The organism is Pseudomonas sp. ML2-2023-3 (assembly GCF_037055275.1).
Lineage (GTDB): Bacteria > Pseudomonadota > Gammaproteobacteria > Pseudomonadales > Pseudomonadaceae > Aquipseudomonas.
Map to the genome: position 1 here is coordinate 3,804,835 of NZ_CP146343.1, position 18,952 is coordinate 3,823,786.

Consider the following 18,952-nt stretch of genomic DNA (forward strand, 5'->3'; position numbering starts at 1 on the left):
TCTCCAATTCAAAGCACCTTCGCTTCGTTTTTCAGTTTCTCGACCAGTTCAGCCACCGACTTGACCTTGATACCCGCGCTGCGAGCAGCCGGTGCTTCAACTTTCAGGGTCTTGTTGGTCGAAGCTGTCGAAACGCCCAACGCATCTGGCGTCAGCACTTCAAGCGGCTTCTTTTTGGCCTTCATGATGTTTGGCAGGGACGCATAACGCGGCTCGTTCAAACGCAGGTCAGTGGTGATGATCGCCGGCAAGCTCAGCGAAACAGTTTGCGCACCGCCGTCTACTTCACGGGTCACTGCAACCTTGTCGCCTGCCACTTCAACTTTGGAAGCGAAGGTGCCCTGACCGAAACCGGTCAGCGCGGCCAGCATCTGGCCAGTCTGGTTGTTGTCGCTGTCGATGGCCTGTTTGCCCAGGATCACCAGCTGAGGCTGTTCCTTGTCGACAACGGCCTTGAGCAGCTTGGCCACGGCCAGCGAGGTCAGATCTTCGGCGGACTCGACGAGAATGGCGCGATCTGCACCCAGTGCCAGCGCGGTACGCAGCTGTTCCTGAGCAGTGGTCGGGCCGATGGATACGACGACGATTTCAGTCGCAACACCTTTTTCTTTCAGGCGTACGGCTTCTTCCACAGCGATTTCGCAGAAGGGGTTCATCGACATCTTGACGTTGGCGAGGTCAACGCCGGAGTTGTCCGCCTTGACGCGAACTTTAACGTTGTAATCGACCACGCGCTTGATACAGGCCAGCACCTTCATAGTTTCTCCCTCTATGGCTACAGGAACAGTGCCGACAAAAAACAGCACTGCGTACCTGTGTTGATTGGAAAGCCCTTAAACCGTTGCGGGTTCGACGGGCAAAATCAGTTGATCCGGCACCGACTGCCCCGACGTGCGTGCCACGAAGTAATACACCAGCGCTGGCAGCGTCAGGCCGATGATCCACGAGATATCAGTCCCGCCCAGTTGTTCCACCAGAGGCCCGGTATAGAAGCTGGTAGCAATAAACGGCAATTGAACCACCACCCCAAAGGCGTACACCAGAATACCGCGCAGGTTCCAGCGCCCGTATCGGCCATTCGGGTTAGACAAGGCAGGCACGTCGTAGCGCTCTTTGCTGATCAGGTAGAAGTCCACCAGGTTGATCGCGCTCCACGGAGTGAAAAACGCCAGCAAAAACAGGATAAATGCCGAGAAGTCCTTGAGAAACGAATGCTGCCCCAGTAACGCCAGTGCGGTGGCAAAGCCCACCATCAGCAGGATGTAAAACAGGCGCAAGGGTTTGGAGATGTCGTGGTTACCGCGAAAGCCGCTGACAATGGTCGCCAACGACATGAAACTGCCGTAGGCATTGAGCGTGGTGATGGTTACCTTGCCGAACACCACGCAGAAATACAGCAGCGCCGCCATTGCACCGCTCGCGCCCATACCAACGATGTACGACACCTCATGCCCGGCAAACTTGCTCCCTGCCAGCGCCGCCACGAACACACCGAAGACCATCGAGATTTGCGAGCCGACGACCGAGCCCAACCCTACCGCCAAAAAGGTTTTCAACGAAGAGGTGTTCGATGGCAAGTAGCGCGAGTAGTCCGCTACATAAGGCCCGAAGGCAATCTGCCAGGAGGCGGACAACGAAATCGCCAGTAAAAAACTGCTCAGCGAAAAGTGTTTATTACTGAGTAGCAGGCCAATGTCGTTTTGTGAAATCAAGGTGTAGAACAGGTAGAAAAACGCCAACACCCCGACCACGCTCGCCACGCGTCCGATCATATGAATGGTGCGATACCCCAGAACGGTCAGCAGCACGATCAGCGCCGCAAAAATCAAAATCCCCCACGAATCGCTCACCCCGACCAGTTGCCCGACCGCCTGCCCGGCCAGTACCGAACCGCTGGCTGAAAAGCCCACATACATCAGGCACACCAGCACAATCGGGATCACGGCGCCGTAGACACCGAACTGCACCCGGCTGGAGATCATCTGTGGCAATCCCAGTTTTGGGCCCTGCGCTGCGTGCAACGCCATGATGGTGCCACCCAGCACTTGGCCGATCAGCAGGCCGATCAACGACCAGAACACATCGCCGCCCAGCACCACGGCCAGGGCCCCGGTGACGATCGCGGTCACTTGCAGGTTGGCCCCGAACCACAGGGTGAACTGACTGAACAGGCGCCCGTGGCGCTCCGACTCAGGGATGTAATCAATAGAGCGTTGTTCGACCAGTGAGGCCCGTTGTGAATCCTGGTTGTGCGTGGACATAAGCAGTTCCTTCAGGCTGGCACCCAAGGTGCGCCGTGTTGTTTTGGGAAAGACTTTTCCAATCCTTGACCGAACCTCAGTGCATCCATGCAACAACGGGCAGGCTCTATTACGAACCTGCCGCAAACCGATTATTTGGCTGCGTCGAGCAAGGCGCGGGAGATGATGATTTTCTGCACCTCGGAAGTGCCTTCAAAAATCCGCAAAATCCGTGCATCACGCACGTAACGCTCCAACGGCAAGTCCCGGCTGTAACCATATCCGCCGTGCAATTGCAGAGCGGCATCGGTGATAAACCCGGCACACTCGGCGGCGACCAGTTTGGCGGTGGCCGAGTCCAGGCTGAAGCGCTCGCCGCTGTCACGCCGCGCGGCAGCTTTCATGGTCAACATGCGTGCGCTTTCAAGCTGTGCGTACATGTCTGCCAGCCGCCATTGGGTACCTTGATAAGCCGCCAGCGGCTTGGGCCCGATCTGACGTTCGCGCACCCAACTCAGGCTGGCTTGCAGTGCGGCATTGGCAATGCCAAGCGACATGGCCGCCACTTCCACCCGTCCGCGATCCAGCACCGCCATTGCCGTGTTGAAGCCCTGACCCTCAACACCGAGCAGCGCCGACTCCGGCAGCCAGCAGTCCAGCGACAGCTCATAGATGGTACTGCCACGCAGGCCCATGGTTTTTTCCGGGCTTGAGAAGCTGATACCCGCCGTTCCACGGGGCACTATAAATGCACTGATGCCTTTATGACCGGCGTCTGGGTCCGTCTTGACATAGAGGACGATGAAATCCGCTTCCTTGGCATTGGTGATGTAGTGCTTGCTGCCCCGCACACGCCAGCCGCCCTCTTCTCGCACTGCGCGGCTGCGCATGTCGGCCGGATTGGAACCCGCCGCAGGTTCAGTCAGGGCAAACGCTGCCAGCAACTCGCCGCTGGCCGCCCGTGGCAACCATTCCTGCTTTTGTTCTTCTGTACCGCCAAGCAGGATCGAGTCAGTGGCCAAAAAGTGCGCGGTCATGGCCGATGCCGTGGATGCACAGGCGCCCGCCACCGCTTCTACCACACGGCTCATGGCAAGACTGCCGATGCCCAGGCCGCCATATTCTTCTGGCAGGTTAATGCCCATGCAGCCCAAATCCCCCAGGGCCCTGATGCTCGCCAGACAGAAGGTTTCCGTTTCGTCGTAGTGCTGGGCCAGTGGTTGAATGACCTCGCGGGCGACTTGTTCGGCACTGTCGATCACTGCCAATTCTTCTGCAGTCATTTCGAAGTTCATGCGTGTGCTCCTGCTTTGTTCAAGCCAAATGCGGCGTTGTCTGCGCCCAAACGTGGGGCAATGGTGGACGCGTGGGGTTTGTGGCCGTTGAAGAACACCGGTTGCGGTACCAGCGGCAGCGCTGCGCCCTCTGGCTGAAACTGCAACTGGCGGACGCGGGCGTGTTCGCTGCCTGCGGCTTCGGCCAGATCCCACACTGGAGAGGACGGCACACCAGCATCGAGCAGGCCATCGCACAAGTGCTCAACGCTGTGTTGCGCGGTCCAGGATTCAATGGTGGCGCGTAACGCAGGCTCGTTCAGGGTGCGCTGAGTGTCATTGATAAAACGCGCATCCGTCGCCAGCTCCGGTTGGCCCATGCACTGGCACAAACGTTCAAACAAGCGATTGCTCGCCACCGCAATTACCACCAGGCCATCCGCTGCACGGTATGTGTCGAAAGGCGTCGATACCGGGTGCCGATTACCGACCAGCCCGGGCGCCACACCGTTGGCGTAAAGGTTGGACAAGCCCGTCACTTGCAGGCTGAACAACACGTCAAACATGGCCACATCGATGTACTGCGCCCCCGGCGCATGCCGTTCGCGGGCAAACAGTGCCGAGCTGATTGCCCAGGCGGCATAGACGCCAGCGCACAGATCACCGATGGCCTCACCGCTGCGAGTCGGGCCGGTCGCGGCAAAGCCGGTCACACTCATCAGGCCGGACATGGCCTGCGCCACGATGTCGTAGGCTGGACGCCTGGACAGCGGGCCTTCCTGGCCAAAGCCGGAAATACTGGCGTAGATCAGGCGCGGGTTGTGCTGCTTGAGGCTATCGAAATCGATGCCCAGGCGCTGAGTGACACCGGGGCGGAAGTTCTCCACCACTACATCGGCATCGGCTACCAGCTCATAGAAGCGCTGACGGTCCGCAGGGTTTTTAAAATCGATTTCAACGCTTCGCTTGCCGCGGTTTATCAAGCCGAAGTAAACACTTTCACCGTCCAGGAACGGCCCCAGATGACGGGCATCATCGCCCTCCTCGGGTACTTCAAACTTGATGACATCGGCCCCCAGGTCAGCGAGCATCGCGGTGCAATGCGGTCCGGCCAGTACGCGGCTGATGTCCAGCACACGAACGCCTTGCAGTTGTTGGGTAAACGGACTGTTGTTCATGCTCACACCCTCTAGATATCCGCAAACAAACCCGTCCTGTGTCGCCGGGCCTGCCTGCAATTGAATCGCCTCGTATCGCCTGAAGCACCGAGGCGTCAGCATCGAGCAAGCCCGCTCCCACAGGATTCGTACCCGTGGGTCAGCCGTTAATCATCGGCAGGTTCAGGCCCTGCTCGTTCGCACAGTCGATGGCGATGTCATAACCCGCATCCGCGTGGCGCATCACGCCGGTTGCCGGATCGTTGTGCAGGACACGGGCGATGCGCTCAGCCGCTTCGTCGGTACCGTCACACACGATCACCATCCCCGAATGCTGCGAGAAGCCCATGCCTACGCCGCCGCCGTGGTGCAACGACACCCAGGTCGCGCCGCTCGCGGTATTGAGCAAAGCGTTGAGCAATGGCCAGTCGGACACAGCGTCCGAGCCGTCTTTCATTGACTCGGTTTCGCGGTTCGGGCTCGATACCGACCCAGAGTCCAGGTGGTCGCGGCCGATCACGATCGGGGCTTTCAGCTCGCCACTGCGGACCATTTCGTTGAAGGCCAGGCCCAGCTTGGCGCGTTGACCCAGGCCTACCCAGCAGATACGGGCCGGCAGACCCTGGAAGCTGATGCGCTCGCGGGCCATGTCCAGCCAGTTGTGCAGGTGCGCGTCGTCGGCAATCAGTTCCTTGACCTTGGCGTCGGTTTTGTAGATGTCTTCGGCATCACCCGACAGCGCGACCCAACGGAACGGGCCTACACCACGGCAGAACAATGGGCGGATATAAGCCGGTACAAAGCCCGGGAAGTCGAAGGCGTTTTCTACGCCTACTTCTTTTGCCATCTGACGAATGTTGTTGCCGTAGTCGAAGGTCGGCACGCCCGCTTTCTGGAAGGCCAGCATGGCTTCAACGTGCTCGCCCATCGAGGCTTTGGCGGCTTTGACCACGGCTGCCGGATCGGTCACGGCGCGGTCGCGGTACTGCTCCCAGGTCCAGCCTTTAGGCAGGTAGCCGTTCAGTGGATCGTGGGCGCTGGTCTGGTCAGTGACCATGTCCGGGCGTACACCACGACGAACCATTTCTGGCAGCAACTCAGCGGCGTTCCCGCACAGGGCGATGGAAATTGCTTTGCCTTCGGCGGTGTATTTGGCGATACGGGCCAGCGCGTCATCCAGGTCCGCGGCTTGCTCGTCGACATAGCGAGTGGCCAGGCGGAAATCGATGCGGCTTTGCTGGCATTCGATGTTCAGCGAGCAGGCACCGGCCAGGGTGGCGGCCAGAGGCTGGGCACCGCCCATGCCGCCCAAACCGGCCGTCAGCACCCATTTACCGACCAGGCTGCCGTTGTAGTGCTGGCGACCGGCCTCGACGAAGGTTTCGTAGGTGCCCTGGACGATGCCCTGGCTGCCGATGTAGATCCAGCTGCCGGCGGTCATCTGGCCGTACATGGCCAGGCCTTTGGCGTCGAGTTCGTTGAAGTGCTCCCACGTGGCCCAGTGCGGCACCAGGTTGGAGTTGGCGATCAGGACCCGTGGCGCGTTGCTGTGGGTTTTGAACACGCCGACCGGCTTGCCCGATTGCACCAGCAGGGTTTCGTCGTCGTTGAGGTTGGTCAGGCTTTCGACGATTTTGTCGTAGCACTCCCAGTTACGCGCTGCCCGTCCAATACCGCCATACACCACCAGCTCGGTCGGGTTCTCGGCCACTTGCGGGTCGAGGTTGTTCATCAACATCCGCAGCGGCGCTTCGGTCATCCAGCTTTTAGCAGTGAGCTGGGTGCCACGGGCGGCGCGGATTTCACCATCACGGTGACGGGTGTGAGCAGTGGTCATGGGGCAGTCCTTCATCAAATGGCATCAACGTCATACGGTGAAGTGCGATAGGTGCGCACTTATACCAACCTGTATGTACAAGTGAATGCAAGTGAAGGGCCAACACGCAAACACCCGCGCGCGAAAAGGTGTCTGAATCGATATAAATATTATTTAAATCAATTAGTTAAAAAACTTACGTTTTTTAATGAAAGAACATCACGCACGGAAAAGCTGCAAAAAAAGTGCCGCAACTTTGTGCATAAACAGGCGGGAAGGTAACAAATACGCACCAAAAGTAACGCGAGTAACACATCGTTACCCGCTACGAGGGGCCACTCAGTTGCCGCACTGACCCTGCAGGCGATAGCGCGTTCCCGGGTACACCAGCCGGGCGCACCCCACCATCCCTTGAGCCGCCCAGGTGCGGCGGCGAATCAGCAGGCACGGCTCGTTTCGCTTGACGTGCAACAGGCGACACTCTGCAGATTTTGCATGGATCGCTTCCACCACATGCTCGCCGCCGGTCAATGGCGCTAGGTTCATCAGGTAGGCATAGGCCGTGGTGCGAGTGAAATCCTGCTGCAAGTACTCAGGGGCAATCTCGGCATTCACGTAGCGCTCTTCAATTTGCACGGGCACTTCGTTTTCGTAATGCACCATCACCGAGTGAAAGAACCGCTTGATGCCGTCCAGGGCGAACGGCATGACAGGCGTGACCTTGGCCGGGACCTCTTCGAGCACGATGACTTCACAGCGATGCACGTGGCCACGGTCAGCGATTTCCTGGGCAATGTTATGGATTTCGAATAACGCCGCATTGCCTTTGGGCACCGCAACAAACGTCCCCACCCCTTGCATGCGCACCAGCAGCCCTTCGATTGTCAGTTCACGCAGTGCGCGGTTGATCGTCATGCGACTCACGCCCAACAGGGCAAGCAACTCACTCTCGGAGGGCAGCTTGGAGTTGGGCAGCCAGGCACCTGAACGAATTTTTTGCGCAATGGCCTGCTTTACGCGCGCGTACAGCGGCGCAGGACTCTCGATGGAAAATGACTCAAGGGATGAATTGTCATCGACTGACTTAGACACAACGACTCCTGTTCGTGGGGGTGGGCATGCCAGGGGGGCTTGATCAGTTTGCACGCCGTGAGCAAACGGATTGAAAACACACCCTCGTGCGCCGGAGCAGTTTACGCGCAGCGTGAGCGAAGCAAAACGGGCGTTTAACGCGGCATGTAATCGCGCTGCCAGCGGCGCGGGATTCTCAACGAAAGCAGCCCGAGGACGGCGGCAAAACCGGCACTGAAGAGCATGGCCTTGAGCCCGAACTGTGCCTCCAGCAGTGCGCCCATGACCGCGCCCAGCAGCATTCCCGTCCATGGCACCAACTGCACGCGCCAGCCACTGCGACGCTCGCCCAGCACCCATCGGCCAAGGCCCCGGCCAAAACGTGACAACGCCCCGGTTACATAGGTCAGGCCCACCGGCAGTCCATTGACCTGTTCCACCGCCGCATTGAGCATGCCCATGGCCACAATGGCGGCCAGCAACGCCGGCACTTGGGTGGCGAACGGCAGTAGTGCCGCTGTGCACAGCAGACCCGCAATCACCAGCATCAACGGCAGTGCGCGCCGCCCTCCCCAGCGCGCCAGCAAAACCCCCAGGGCGTTGCCGACAATAAACGCCAGCACCGCGAATAACAGGCGCACCACCAGGCTCAAGTCGCCCTCGCCAATGGCTACCGCCAGGCGGGTGGTGTTACCGCTCATGAATGAAACGAAATCACCGGTGGCCAGAAAGCCAATGGCGTCAGTCATGCCCGCCAGCACCGACAGGCTGGCAACCATTGCCAGCCCCACTCGCCCGCGCCAGGCACGAACACGCAGATGCACGGGATTGCTCGGTTTTCTGAGGGGGGCTGGAAGCATGGTGTAAGCCTCTGAAGAGTGACTCGACTAAAGAGAGAACGATTTTGTCATACAAAAAAGCCACCATAGCACTCGACCTGTAGGACCATTCCCAATCTAGCGCAGGTAAAATCGAACCAAATTTGAAAATGGCATCTAATGATTGCTTGGAACAAGGATGAGAAACACAGGTTGTGTAGTAATGACAGGGATAAACACACGCGCGATGTGCTCGATGTGCCAGGCCAGTCAGCCTTAATGCTGTATGTAGAAGAGCCCCATGACTCAGTCTGTTTGGAATAAATTCCGACTCAAAACCTACGCACTGGCGGCAGCCCCGCTGTTACTGATTGCAGGCGCCGTGACGCTGGCCGTGCATGCAGATGATGTGTTTGCCCAGCCGGTTGATGGCGTACAAACCCTGGTATTTATGCGTCACGCCGAAAAACCGGCCGACGGCCTTGGCCAGCTCACCTGCCAGGGACTTAACCGCGCAATTGATCTGGCCACCCTGCTGCCGCAACGCTATGGCAAGGCCGACTACGTGTTTGCCGCCAACCCTTCACGGCAAGTGGAAGAAGGCGCTGATGACGATGCCTACAGCTACGTGCGCCCGATGATGACCATCAACCCCAGCGCCATCAAACTGGGCTTGCCGATCAATCTGGAGTACTCAGCCAACGACACCCGCGCACTGGCCAAGGAACTGACCGACGACCAGTATCACAACTCCACCATCTACACCGCGTGGTCGCACGGCTATTTGCCGGAGCTGATCAACAACGTCGCCAGCCAGGCCCTGGGCAAGAAGACTTCACTGACCGAAGACTGGCCCGGCAGTGATTTCGACTCGTTGTACGTGCTGACCCTGACCTGGAAAGATGGCAAGGCCACCCTGCTCAGTCGCGCCGAAAAACAGGACCTCAACAATGGGGCTCATACCTGCCCTAGCTGATTGGCCCGCACATGGATCACGGCGCGAGCATTGTCCGCGCCGGGGCATGGCGGCGCACCGCCCAACTCACGCCCCCAAGCAGCAATACAACCGCCACGGCTTCGGTCAAAGTCGGCCAGCGCTGCAAGTAAACAAAGCCATAGAACAACGCAAACACCGTTTCGAACACAATCAACTGCCCGCTCAGGGTCAGCGGCAGGCGGCGGGACGAAGCATTCCACATGCGATTGCCAAACCATGAACCGAGCACCGCACACGCCAGATTAACCATCCAGAACATCTGCCAGCGCTGATCACTGACCTCGACCGTCACTGCGTCCAGGGACAGTACATGGGCCATACCCCAGATCATCAGACCCAGCACACCCGTGGTGACGCCCCACAGTGTCGACCACTCACCACTGTCAAACTGGCTGTGTTTCAAATAACGCGCATTCTCGATCGCAAACCAGCTCCAGCACAGCAAGGCGCCGAGCCCGCACAGCACGCCCAGAACCTTGTCCCCCAGCGGCTGCTGCGAAGTGCCGCCGAACAAGGCTTCAAGATTGATGCAAAGCACGCCGCCCAGCACCAGAAGCAGCGGCCAGGCCAGCCTCGCCAGTGGCACCGCTCCGGCATCGCGGCGCCCCAGCCAGGTAATGCTCAGGGGCAACACCCCCACAATCAGAGAGGCGGCCGCAATGCCTACCCACTGAATCGATGCCGCCAGCAGCATGTAGTAAACCAGGTTGCCCAGCAGTGCGAACTTGACCAGTGTGAGCACATCGCGCCGGGTGAGCTGGCCCAGCAAACGCCGCGCATGGGGCAGCAACAAAAGCAGCGATACGGCCCCGTACACAATAAAACGCCCGCAGCTGAGCAACAGCGGGCTGAATTCCGGCAACAGCTTGGGCACCAGAAACACCAGCCCCCACACTGCCCCTGCCATGCCTGCATAGACTATTCCGCGCTTCATTCAACACTCTCAAACAGTTCAGTATCGAGTGAGCGTAAGCGGCCCTGCGATTTGTCACAAAAGATCATTTGGCATGCTGGTATTCCGTGCAGGAATGCCTTATACCGTCACCCCGCGGCAGGATAGCCGTGCCGGACAGGTATCCGGTCGGCCAGCAAAACCAGATTCTCAGCAGCTACAGGGCCTGAAGGAAACTTCAACTGTGGGAGGGTTGACTGGCAACAGAGTAACTACAGCATTTGCGCGGCATTCCAGTGACGAGAGGCAACATGAATCGCTATTCGAAAAACCTGCCACCTCTGGACAGCCTGATCACCTTCGAAGCGGTCGCACGCAATGGCAGCTTTACCCGTGCGGCAAGCGAGCTGTGCTTGACCCAAAGCGCGATCAGCAAACAAATCCGGGCCCTGGAAGACAACCTCAAACTGACCTTGTTTGAACGCCAGGCGCGGGGCATTTGCCTGACGCAGGCCGGAGCAAGTCTGCTCAGCGAAGTCACTACTCTGCTTGAACGCCTGCTGCACGGCGTCAACCGGATCAAGACGGCCCATGCCCCCAACTCGGTCACGGTGCTCTGCACCCATGCCGTGGCGCAGTTCTGGCTGTTTGGGCGATTGCTCGCGTTCAATACCGAGCATCCGTCCATCACGGTGAATATTCACGCCAGCAACGACATCCACGAATCCAGCGTCGCAGATTACGATTTCACGATTTTATACGGCGCCGGTCACTGGTCATCCCTGAATGCTGAGCCATTGTTTGCCGAAAGGGTCTACCCTGTTGCCCGACCTGATTTGAAATTGAACCGCGTCAATGAGCCCTCAGACCTTCAGGACTTGCCCCTGATTGAACTGGACGCCTCGCAATGGAACTGCATGGACTGGCGCGACTGGTTCGCGCATTTCGGCCTGGAGCACAAGCCCGATGCGAAGCGGCCGACCTTCAATCAGGTCACCCTCGCCTATCAGGCAATCGTGCAAGGCATGGGCGTGGGGCTGGGATGGGACTTTATGGTCAAGGACAAAATCGACAAGGGCGAACTGCGCCGCGTGGGTCCATTTGAATTTTTCAGCTCTAACGCGGACTATCTGGCGCACTCTCGCCATAAAACGCTGTCAGATGCAGCACTAACTTTCCAGCGCTGGCTGCTCGACGACGCCCGGCGCGAACACTCTCCACATTGCCAAGAGCTCAAGGTACACCCATGAAAATCAACGCTATCGGTTTACCCCTGCTTGTGGTTGCCTTGCTGGGACTGGCAGGTTGCGCGACCCCGAGCGTTGTAACCCTGCAAAACGGCACGCAGTACCTGACCAAAGACCTGCCAAAGACCACGAACAAGGACGGTCTCTATGAGTTTGTGGACATTGCAGGCAAACACATCAAAGTCAGGGCAGCGGATGTCTCGACAATCAAGTCTGATTGAAGGTTAGCGCCAGGTACCAGGCCAGCCGTCACCCATGCAAGGCATCCAGCAACCGGTAGTAGCTGATGCCCGCTGCCACGTACAAACGCTGCAAGCTATGAAAGGGAATTCTGCGAATCGGCGTCACCGGGAACGGGAAGTCATCGCTGGTTCCCAAGATGCGGGCCGCGAGGTGTTTGCCCAGGGTGGTAGACATCGCAATGCCGCGCCCGTTGTAGCCCATCAGGATTGACAGGCCCGGTTGCGGTTCGTGCAGTTGCGGCAGCACGCTGTGGTTGAGTGCCACGCGACCGCTCCAGCGGTACTCAATCGCAACGCCTGCCAACTGCGGGAACACGTTGATCAGCGAGCGCTCCAGATGCGCCCAGTCTTCGTTGCGGCCCGGCTCGGAAAACGGCCCACGGCCACCCAACAGCACTCGCCCTTGAGCATCCTGCTTGAAGTACAGCAACAGGCGCCGTGCATCCGAACACACTTCTCCACCCGGCAAAATCGTTTTGCGCAGTTCCGGCGAGAGCGGTCGAGTCGCGATCATAAAGCTGTTGGCCGCCAGCACGGTTTGCCGCAAACCGGGCCATAAACCATCGGTATAGCCATTGGTGGCCAACACCACCCGCTCGGCCGTCACGGTGTGACCTTGTGCAGTGCTCAGTTGCCACTGCGTACCGATGCGCCGCAAATCGGTCACCCGGCTATCGCTGTGAATCATCGCCCCACGGCCCAACGCCGACCGGGCCAGTCCACGGGCATAATTGAGCGGGTGCAGGCTCCCGGCACGAGGGTCAACCCAGCCGCCCACATAGTTTTGCGTGCCGATGCGCTGGCAAACGGCATTGCCGTCCAGCAACTCAGCAGCCACACCACGCTGCTGCCATTGCCGGGCGCGGTGCTCCAGGGTTTTCATCGTGGCACTGGAGTACGCGGGTTGAATCCAGCCCTTGCGTGTTGCATCGCAGGCGATGCCGTACTCACGAACCAGCGAAAACACTTCGTCAGCCGCCCCGCCGCACGCCTCGATAATCTTTTCACCGCGCGCCGCGCCAAAACGTTCGATCAACTGGTCAGGATCGTATTTGAGCCCGGGAATCACCTGCCCGCCGTTGCGCCCCGAAGCACCCCAGCCAGGCTCTCCTGCATCCAGCACGCACACGCTGACACCCGACTCGGCCAGGCGCAGTGCAGTCACAAGCCCCGTGTACCCGGCGCCGACAATTGCCACGTCCACCCGCTTGTTTTGCGCGAGTGGCTGGGTCATCGCAGCGGTGCGAGCCGTGGCGGACCAGAGCGAAGGCGGCAAGGTGAGTTTCGACGTTGCTTTCATGTACGCCTCCGCAGCGCAAAACGGCCTTCCAGACGACGCAAGCCATAAGACAGCGGCAAACTCATCGACAGATAGAGCAAGGCAACCAGGGTGTAGACCGTCATGTTTTCAAAGGTCGAGGAAGCGATCAGTTGCCCTTGGCGCGTCATCTCGGCCACGGTGATGGTCGACACCAGCGAGGAGTCCTTGAGCATCATTACCAGCGTGTTGCCATAGGGCGGCAAGGCAATGCGAAACGCCTGGGGCAGCACAATGCGGCGCATGATCATCAGGCCACGCATGCCAAAGGATTCGGCGGCCTCGATCTGGCCAATGTCGATGGCCTGAATCCCGGCCCGGAAGTTCTCGGCCTGATAGGCCGAATAGGCAATCCCCAGACCAATCACACCGGCCTGCATGGCGCTGAGCTGGATGCCGAAGTCGGGCAAGACAAAATAGATGTAGAACAGTTGCACGATGATCGGCAACCCGCGAATCACATTGACCACGCCAATGGCGAACAATGCGATGGCGCGGATTTTTGAAACCATCATCAGCGCGAACATCAGGCCAATCACTGAACTGAGCAGGAACGAACCCGCCGTGACCTGCACAGTGACCACTGCCCCTTTGAGCAGAATCGGAAGAAAGTCCAACGCGTCCTGGAGAAACATAAACTACCTGCACACCGCTACAAGAAGTGGCCCACCGCAGAGCGGGGGCCACAGAATCATCAGTTCAGCTTCCACTTCTCGATGATGCGCTGCAGCGAGCCGTCAGCCTTGATGGCTGCAATGCCCTTGTTGACCTGTGCCAGTTTCTCGGCGTCGCCCTGACGCATGACCAGGCACACATCACCCATCACTACCGGCACATAGGTGCTCGACAGTTTCACGTCCGGGTTTTTACCCTGGGCCAACTGGTAGGCGATGATCGGGCGATCGCCGAAAGCAGCCTTGATGCGACCCAGTTTCAGGTCACGCATCAGGTCAGGAATAGAGTCGTAGCTGCGCACTTCCTTGAAGCCGCCGTGCTTGTTCAGGGCGTCGAGGAATACCGTGCCCACTTGAGCACCGACCACTTCACCGGCCAGGTCATCCATGGTCTTGTATTCTTTGGGATCGTCAGTCTGGACGATCAGGCCTTCGCCATAGCTGAAAATCGGATCGGAATACTGCACAACCTTTTCACGCTCAGGGGTTTTGAGCATGGCAGCGGAGATCAGGTCAATTTTGTTGGTGGTCAGCGAAGGGATCAGCGCGGCAAACGTGGTTTGCTGGATCTCGGTGTCAAACCCCCCTGCTTTGCCGACGGCTTCAGCGGCGTCGACCATCATGCCCTGGATTTTTCCGCTCTTGATATCGAGGAAGGTGAACGGGATACCTGTCGCCGTTGCACCGACTTTATAGACAGGCTCTGCAACAGCACTGGCTGATCCAATCAGTCCGGCTGCCATTGCGCATACAAGCGTCAGTACTTGAAAAGGTTTGTGCATAGCGAATCTCCCTGTGGTCGCTTTTATTGTTGCGGGGCAGCATTTAACACCCTTGCACCCTCTGGTACAAAATGCCGCCATCGACTATAACCAATTTACTTAAATCGTAAAGAGATTTATAAATATCGCATATCGATATTCATGACTCTAAAAAAAGCCAAGGATGCGCCATGAGCGATAGCAACAACCCTCTTTTCAACCAGTCACTGGAAAAGGGCCTGGCCGTACTACGCGGCTTCGGGGCAGCGCGGCGCACCATGACTCTGGCGGATATCGCGCAGGTTGCGGGCATCAGCAAAAGCTCGGCCCAGCGCATGGTGCATACCCTTGAAGAACTCGGCTATGTGCGTAAGCACCCGCAAAGCCGACGTTTCCAGTTAACGCCCAAGGTTATGGAAATCGGCTACAACTATTTAGCAGCCGACATACTGGTCGATGTCGCAAACCCCTACCTGGCCGAGCTCAACCAGCTCACGGGCGAGACGGTCAACCTGACGGAGCCGGACGGCCTGGACATGGTCTATGTCTCGCGTTTTGTGGCACCCAAATTTATCCCGATCCACATGCCCATCGGCAGTCGAATCCCGATGTATTGCACCGGGGGCGGTCGAGCCTATCTGAGTGGCCTGGGGGATGACGAAATTCGCCGTGTGCTGCAAGACAGCACGCTGGCTGAGCTGACCCGCTACACCCTGACTGATGCCACCGCCATTTTTGAGCGTGTGATCACCAGCCGCAATCAGGGCTATGCCACCAACAAGGAAGAAATGTTCCTGGGCGACATGACCATTGCCGCACCGATATTCAACAGCAACGGCCTGCCGGTTGCGGCCGTGCATGTGGTAGTGCCGAGCAGTCGCTGGAGCATGGAAGAAGCCGAAGATAAATTGGCCTCGACCGTTATCCAGTGTGCCCGCGGGATCAGCAATTCGATCAGAACCTTGTAGCGGTCCCCGGTGGGAGCTAGCCTGCTCGCGATGCAGCCGGACGTAGCCTCGCACAGCTCGTCAACTGCTACGTATTCCTTGTAGATGCTCTGTTGCCAACCGGCCTGTTTAGAGAAATGTGCTTCGCTAAACAGGTCGGCCTGTAGGCCGCCTCGGCGGGCCGTTGATCTTGTTTTTGCACTGGTTTTTGATCTGCCTGCCCTTCGGGAGGCCGTACGCGGGGGCGAAAGCGCTTTGGTTACTTTGCCGCTTTTGCAATCGGCATAGGGGACGGCCATCTGGCCGCGCCCCTGCCACACCACCCGGCATGCGGGTCCGCACCGGGCGGTTCGAGAAGTTGAGGTCAGCAGAGTCGAGGTAGACCCAACCGGTCGGACCACGCCACCGTAAGCACTCCATGGATCAGACCGACACTGTTGTGCCAGAACCTGTGGCTGTTGCTGGCTATCGCCGCTGCCAAGTCAGGTCCTGCTCCAAGTTTGCGTAGCTCACGGTACGTCCTCCTTCCGGTTCTCCATTGTTTGAGCTGGATAGCCCTGAGTCGTCGGCGGATCCATTCATCGAACCGGTGCCAGAGGCGAGGCGTTTGCGATAAACCGAAGTACGCTTTCCAACCCAGCAGGTACAGTCTCAGACCTTCCACCACCTGCGACATGCTTCGTCCTCCATTACGAGAAGTCAGCTGACGGATGCGGCTTTTGAACGCCTGTAGCGCTTTGCTTGCCACCCAGCGTTTGACCTCGCCTTGAGCAGACAGCCAAAAGCCGTAGCCCAGAAACTTGCGGCCAAACGCACTGGCAATCGCACTCTTGCTCTCGTTCACTTGCAGTCTAAGTCGATCATAAAGGCGACGGAGCACTGCCATTACCCGTTGACCGGCCTTCAGGCTGCGTACGTAAACGTTCGCATCGTCCGCGTACCTGACGAAGCAATGGCCTCGTCGCTCCAGCTCCTTGTCCACCTCGTCCAGCAATACATTGGCCAGTAATGGTGAGAGTGGGCCGCCTTGCGGCGTCCCTCGTTTACTGGCTACCACTATGCCGTCGATCAACGTCCCGCTGTTCAGGTAGGCCCGGACCAGACGCAGAACGCCTCGGTCGGTTACCCTTCTGCTCAGTCGAGCGATCAACAGGTCATGATCAACGCGATCAAAGAACTGCTCCAGATCAACGTCCACCACAGTGTCCCGCCCCGAATCAATATATTGCTGCGCTGCCAATACCGCTTGATGAGCGCTGCGACCGGGACGAAAACCATAGCTATGATCACTGAATACCGGGTCCAACAGAGGCTGCAAAACTTGTAATAGCGCCTGTTGAATCAATCTGTCCGTCACCGTTGGGATGCCCAGCTTGCGCTCGCCTCCGTCGGGTTTGGGAATCAGAACTCTACGCACCGGACTTGGCCGGTACGTTCCCGCCAGCAACTGCGCCCGTATCACGGGCCAGGCCGTTAACAGATGCTCGACCGTCTCATCGATCCCAAGACCGTCGACGCCCGCAGCACCTTTATTTGACCGGACTCGCTTGAGCGCTAATTGCAGGTTTTCTCTGGTCAGGGCTTCTTGCAGAAGTCCTGACCCCATGTGGTTCGGGTCATGACGCGGACCGCCGGCTTCATCGCTGGACGCTTCGCGTCGGGTTTCACCCGTCGCAGCTCCGTCCCGCCCCGGTTTCCCGGGCATCTGATGCAAGGCCTGCTGTATCGCCATGGTGAACCTCACTCCTTCTCGTTTGGCCCTTCACTGCAACGAAGCTACTACGGCCTCTGCTGACTTCTCGCTCCGGCTTGCGCCGTCGCCCTTTCAGGCATGAGGCGAGATCTCCCCAGGTAAGAACGCCATCCTTCACCGCACAACCGCCGCATTTACATCCCCGGTGCTTTGGCCACAAGAGCTTCGCAGTCACTTGCCTGCTCGCCCTGACCAGAGATGCCTCAGATGCGGTTTGTGTACCTCGGCTCGCGGTTTATGCTCCACGCTTCCTTCCCACACTTGGTCACCCTCATGCAGTTGCGCTTCGCTTCATTCGCTGTGGCCAGCTCAAGAGAGGACTTTCACCTCTAGGATGGCGCCCATGCTGGGCGCACAAGTGACTCGCTGTAAGAGCGAAACCATCATTTCAGTTAACTGCGGATGCCGGATATGTACCCCGTGTGCCCGTTGTTTTGCGAAGCGCCCGCAGCGATGCCGAGTCCATATCCATTCGATGTGTCACGGTTCTCTACGGGTTCCGCCCTTACGGCGGGTCACTTTTTCCAAGCGCCGAAAAAGCAACCAAAAAGGCTTGCCCTACCATACGGCCGCCTCGCCCAGGCGCGGCGTCCTGCCGCGCCCCCCCATAACAGCACCTGCGTTCGGCCTTCTGTGATGGGCATTCGCGTCGTCTGGACATTCGTATGGCTCCAGCAAAAGCAAAAAGCATCGCAGACGTCACTGAACCCTACGAAAAACGGTTTAGCGCCAACATACAAGTAGCCACCGAAGGAACGAGGCTGCGTCAGGTTTGGTGCGCCACTGCGACGTAGCAGTCGTGGAATCAGTGATCGTGGTCGCCCTAAATCACCACAGCCGCTGTCGTTGCATGGCAACAAAACCCCCTCCCGCAATAGGTAGCATCCTCATATAAAGCCCGTGCTAGAGCAGTCAATTAAGGTTCAGTTAAGTTTCGGGCGCTAACGTGACCGACGAGTCACAAATGACTCGCATTAGCTTTTCCCCTGCTCTACCACAGAGGATGAACGATGGATATCAAGGTCACACAGCGCTCGGCTGCAGCTACTGCCCCTCCTGAAACGGAACAGGCTGGTGCAGCACTGCAGCTCATTGTTGAAGGTTTTCTGCACTTCCATCGTGAGGTCTTTCCACAACAGAAAGACCTGTTCAAAAAACTGGCCACCGCTCAACGCCCAAGGGCAATGTTTATCGCTTGCGCCGATTCTCGAATCGTCCCCGAATTGATTACCCAAAGCGCTCCTGGCGATTTGTTCGTCACCCGTAACGTCGGCAACGTCGTACCGCCTTATGGCGAGATGAATGGCGGGGTCAGCACGGCGATCGAATACGCCAACCTGGCACTGGGCGTACAGCACATCATCGTCTGTGGGCACTCAGACTGTGGTGCCATGCGCGCAGTACTTAACCCGCAAAGCCTGGAGAAAATGCCCACGGTCAAAGCCTGGCTGCGCCATGCCGAAGTGGCCAAAAGCATGGTTCAGGAAAACTGTTCCTGCGCCAATGAAGCTGAAAGCATGCACGTGCTCACCGAAGAAAACGTGATTGCTCAGTTGCAGCACTTGCGTACCCATCCCTCAGTCGCTTCGCGCATGGCCAGCGGCCAGTTGTTTATCCATGGTTGGGTCTACAACATCGAAACCAGCCAAATCAAAGCCTACGACGCAGAATCTGGCAGTTTCCTGCCATTGGACAATCTCCAGACAATCCCTTGCGCGACACCTAAAGCGCGCTTCTAAACCTGT

The 18,952-nt window shown here is 58.4% G+C and carries 17 protein-coding genes; 5 read left to right on the plus strand and 12 right to left on the minus strand.

The features are described from left to right. Window positions 1-8: 8 nt before the first annotated feature. The 7 genes from V6P94_RS17435 to V6P94_RS17465 form a co-directional block, all read right to left on the minus strand. Window positions 9-758, minus strand: coding sequence for an electron transfer flavoprotein subunit beta/FixA family protein (locus V6P94_RS17435; protein ID WP_326397774.1), 750 nt, complete (start codon window positions 756-758; stop codon window positions 9-11). Between the two features lie 75 nt (window positions 759-833). Next, window positions 834-2,261, minus strand: a complete 1,428-nt coding sequence (locus tag V6P94_RS17440; RefSeq protein WP_046809888.1) for a cytosine permease — start codon at window positions 2,259-2,261, stop codon at window positions 834-836. A gap of 131 nt (window positions 2,262-2,392) precedes the next feature. Beyond that, window positions 2,393-3,535 (minus strand): acyl-CoA dehydrogenase family protein, encoded by a 1,143-nt coding sequence (locus V6P94_RS17445; protein WP_046809887.1) that lies wholly within the window; start codon window positions 3,533-3,535, stop codon window positions 2,393-2,395. Next, a complete protein-coding gene (locus tag V6P94_RS17450) occupies window positions 3,532-4,692 on the minus strand; it encodes a CaiB/BaiF CoA-transferase family protein (protein WP_198822415.1) in 1,161 nt (386 codons plus the stop codon). Before V6P94_RS17450 ends, V6P94_RS17445 begins: the two co-directional genes overlap by 4 nt. A 139-nt stretch (window positions 4,693-4,831) precedes the next feature. Next, window positions 4,832-6,508, minus strand: a complete 1,677-nt coding sequence (hutU, locus tag V6P94_RS17455; RefSeq protein WP_046809885.1) for a urocanate hydratase — start codon at window positions 6,506-6,508, stop codon at window positions 4,832-4,834. Between the two features lie 318 nt (window positions 6,509-6,826). Further along, a complete protein-coding gene (gene hutC, locus V6P94_RS17460; RefSeq protein WP_046809884.1) occupies window positions 6,827-7,579 on the minus strand; it encodes a histidine utilization repressor in 753 nt (250 codons plus the stop codon). Window positions 7,580-7,713: 134 nt separating this feature from the next. Beyond that, complete coding sequence (locus V6P94_RS17465) at window positions 7,714-8,418, minus strand: YoaK family protein (protein WP_046809883.1); 705 nt, start codon at window positions 8,416-8,418, stop codon at window positions 7,714-7,716. A 259-nt stretch (window positions 8,419-8,677) separates the two neighbouring features. Here V6P94_RS17465 and V6P94_RS17470 point away from each other — a divergent pair, with 259 nt between their 5' ends. Continuing rightward, the gene (locus V6P94_RS17470; protein WP_046809882.1) at window positions 8,678-9,352 is read left to right on the plus strand and encodes a histidine phosphatase family protein; all 675 of its coding nucleotides are present in this window, start codon (window positions 8,678-8,680) and stop codon (window positions 9,350-9,352) included. A 16-nt stretch (window positions 9,353-9,368) separates the two neighbouring features. Here V6P94_RS17470 and V6P94_RS17475 read toward each other — a convergent pair whose 3' ends face one another. Then, entirely contained in the window at window positions 9,369-10,307 is a 939-nt protein-coding gene (locus tag V6P94_RS17475) for a DMT family transporter (RefSeq protein ID WP_048351665.1), read from the minus strand. Window positions 10,308-10,576: 269 nt separating this feature from the next. On the opposite strand from V6P94_RS17475, the gene V6P94_RS17480 reads away from it, so the two are divergent. Then, the gene (locus V6P94_RS17480; protein WP_198822414.1) at window positions 10,577-11,515 is read left to right on the plus strand and encodes a LysR substrate-binding domain-containing protein; all 939 of its coding nucleotides are present in this window, start codon (window positions 10,577-10,579) and stop codon (window positions 11,513-11,515) included. Beyond that, entirely contained in the window at window positions 11,512-11,733 is a 222-nt protein-coding gene (locus tag V6P94_RS17485; protein ID WP_046809879.1) for a YgdI/YgdR family lipoprotein, read from the plus strand. Before V6P94_RS17480 ends, V6P94_RS17485 begins: the two co-directional genes overlap by 4 nt. A 28-nt stretch (window positions 11,734-11,761) precedes the next feature. On the opposite strand, the gene V6P94_RS17490 is transcribed toward V6P94_RS17485, so the two are convergent. The 3 genes from V6P94_RS17490 to V6P94_RS17500 are packed head-to-tail and all read right to left on the minus strand — an operon-like array spanning window position 11,762 to window position 14,528. Further along, complete coding sequence (locus V6P94_RS17490; protein ID WP_198822413.1) at window positions 11,762-13,054, minus strand: FAD-binding oxidoreductase; 1,293 nt, start codon at window positions 13,052-13,054, stop codon at window positions 11,762-11,764. Then, window positions 13,051-13,707 (minus strand): amino acid ABC transporter permease, encoded by a 657-nt coding sequence (locus tag V6P94_RS17495; protein ID WP_048351662.1) that lies wholly within the window; start codon window positions 13,705-13,707, stop codon window positions 13,051-13,053. Before V6P94_RS17495 ends, V6P94_RS17490 begins: the two co-directional genes overlap by 4 nt. A gap of 59 nt (window positions 13,708-13,766) precedes the next feature. Continuing rightward, on the minus strand, window positions 13,767-14,528 hold the full coding sequence (locus V6P94_RS17500) for an ABC transporter substrate-binding protein (RefSeq protein WP_046808659.1): 762 nt from the start codon (window positions 14,526-14,528) through the stop codon (window positions 13,767-13,769). A 170-nt stretch (window positions 14,529-14,698) separates the two neighbouring features. Here V6P94_RS17500 and V6P94_RS17505 point away from each other — a divergent pair, with 170 nt between their 5' ends. Then, complete coding sequence (locus V6P94_RS17505) at window positions 14,699-15,475, plus strand: IclR family transcriptional regulator (protein ID WP_046808658.1); 777 nt, start codon at window positions 14,699-14,701, stop codon at window positions 15,473-15,475. Between the two features lie 343 nt (window positions 15,476-15,818). Here the strand turns inward: V6P94_RS17505 and ltrA are convergent, their stop codons facing one another. After that, window positions 15,819-17,186 (minus strand): group II intron reverse transcriptase/maturase, encoded by a 1,368-nt coding sequence (gene ltrA, locus V6P94_RS17510; RefSeq protein WP_326397458.1) that lies wholly within the window; start codon window positions 17,184-17,186, stop codon window positions 15,819-15,821. A 1,031-nt stretch (window positions 17,187-18,217) separates the two neighbouring features. Between ltrA and V6P94_RS17515 the strand changes: the two genes are divergently transcribed. Then, window positions 18,218-18,946 (plus strand): carbonic anhydrase, encoded by a 729-nt coding sequence (locus tag V6P94_RS17515; RefSeq protein WP_019826465.1) that lies wholly within the window; start codon window positions 18,218-18,220, stop codon window positions 18,944-18,946. The last annotated feature ends 6 nt before the right edge of the window (window positions 18,947-18,952 follow it).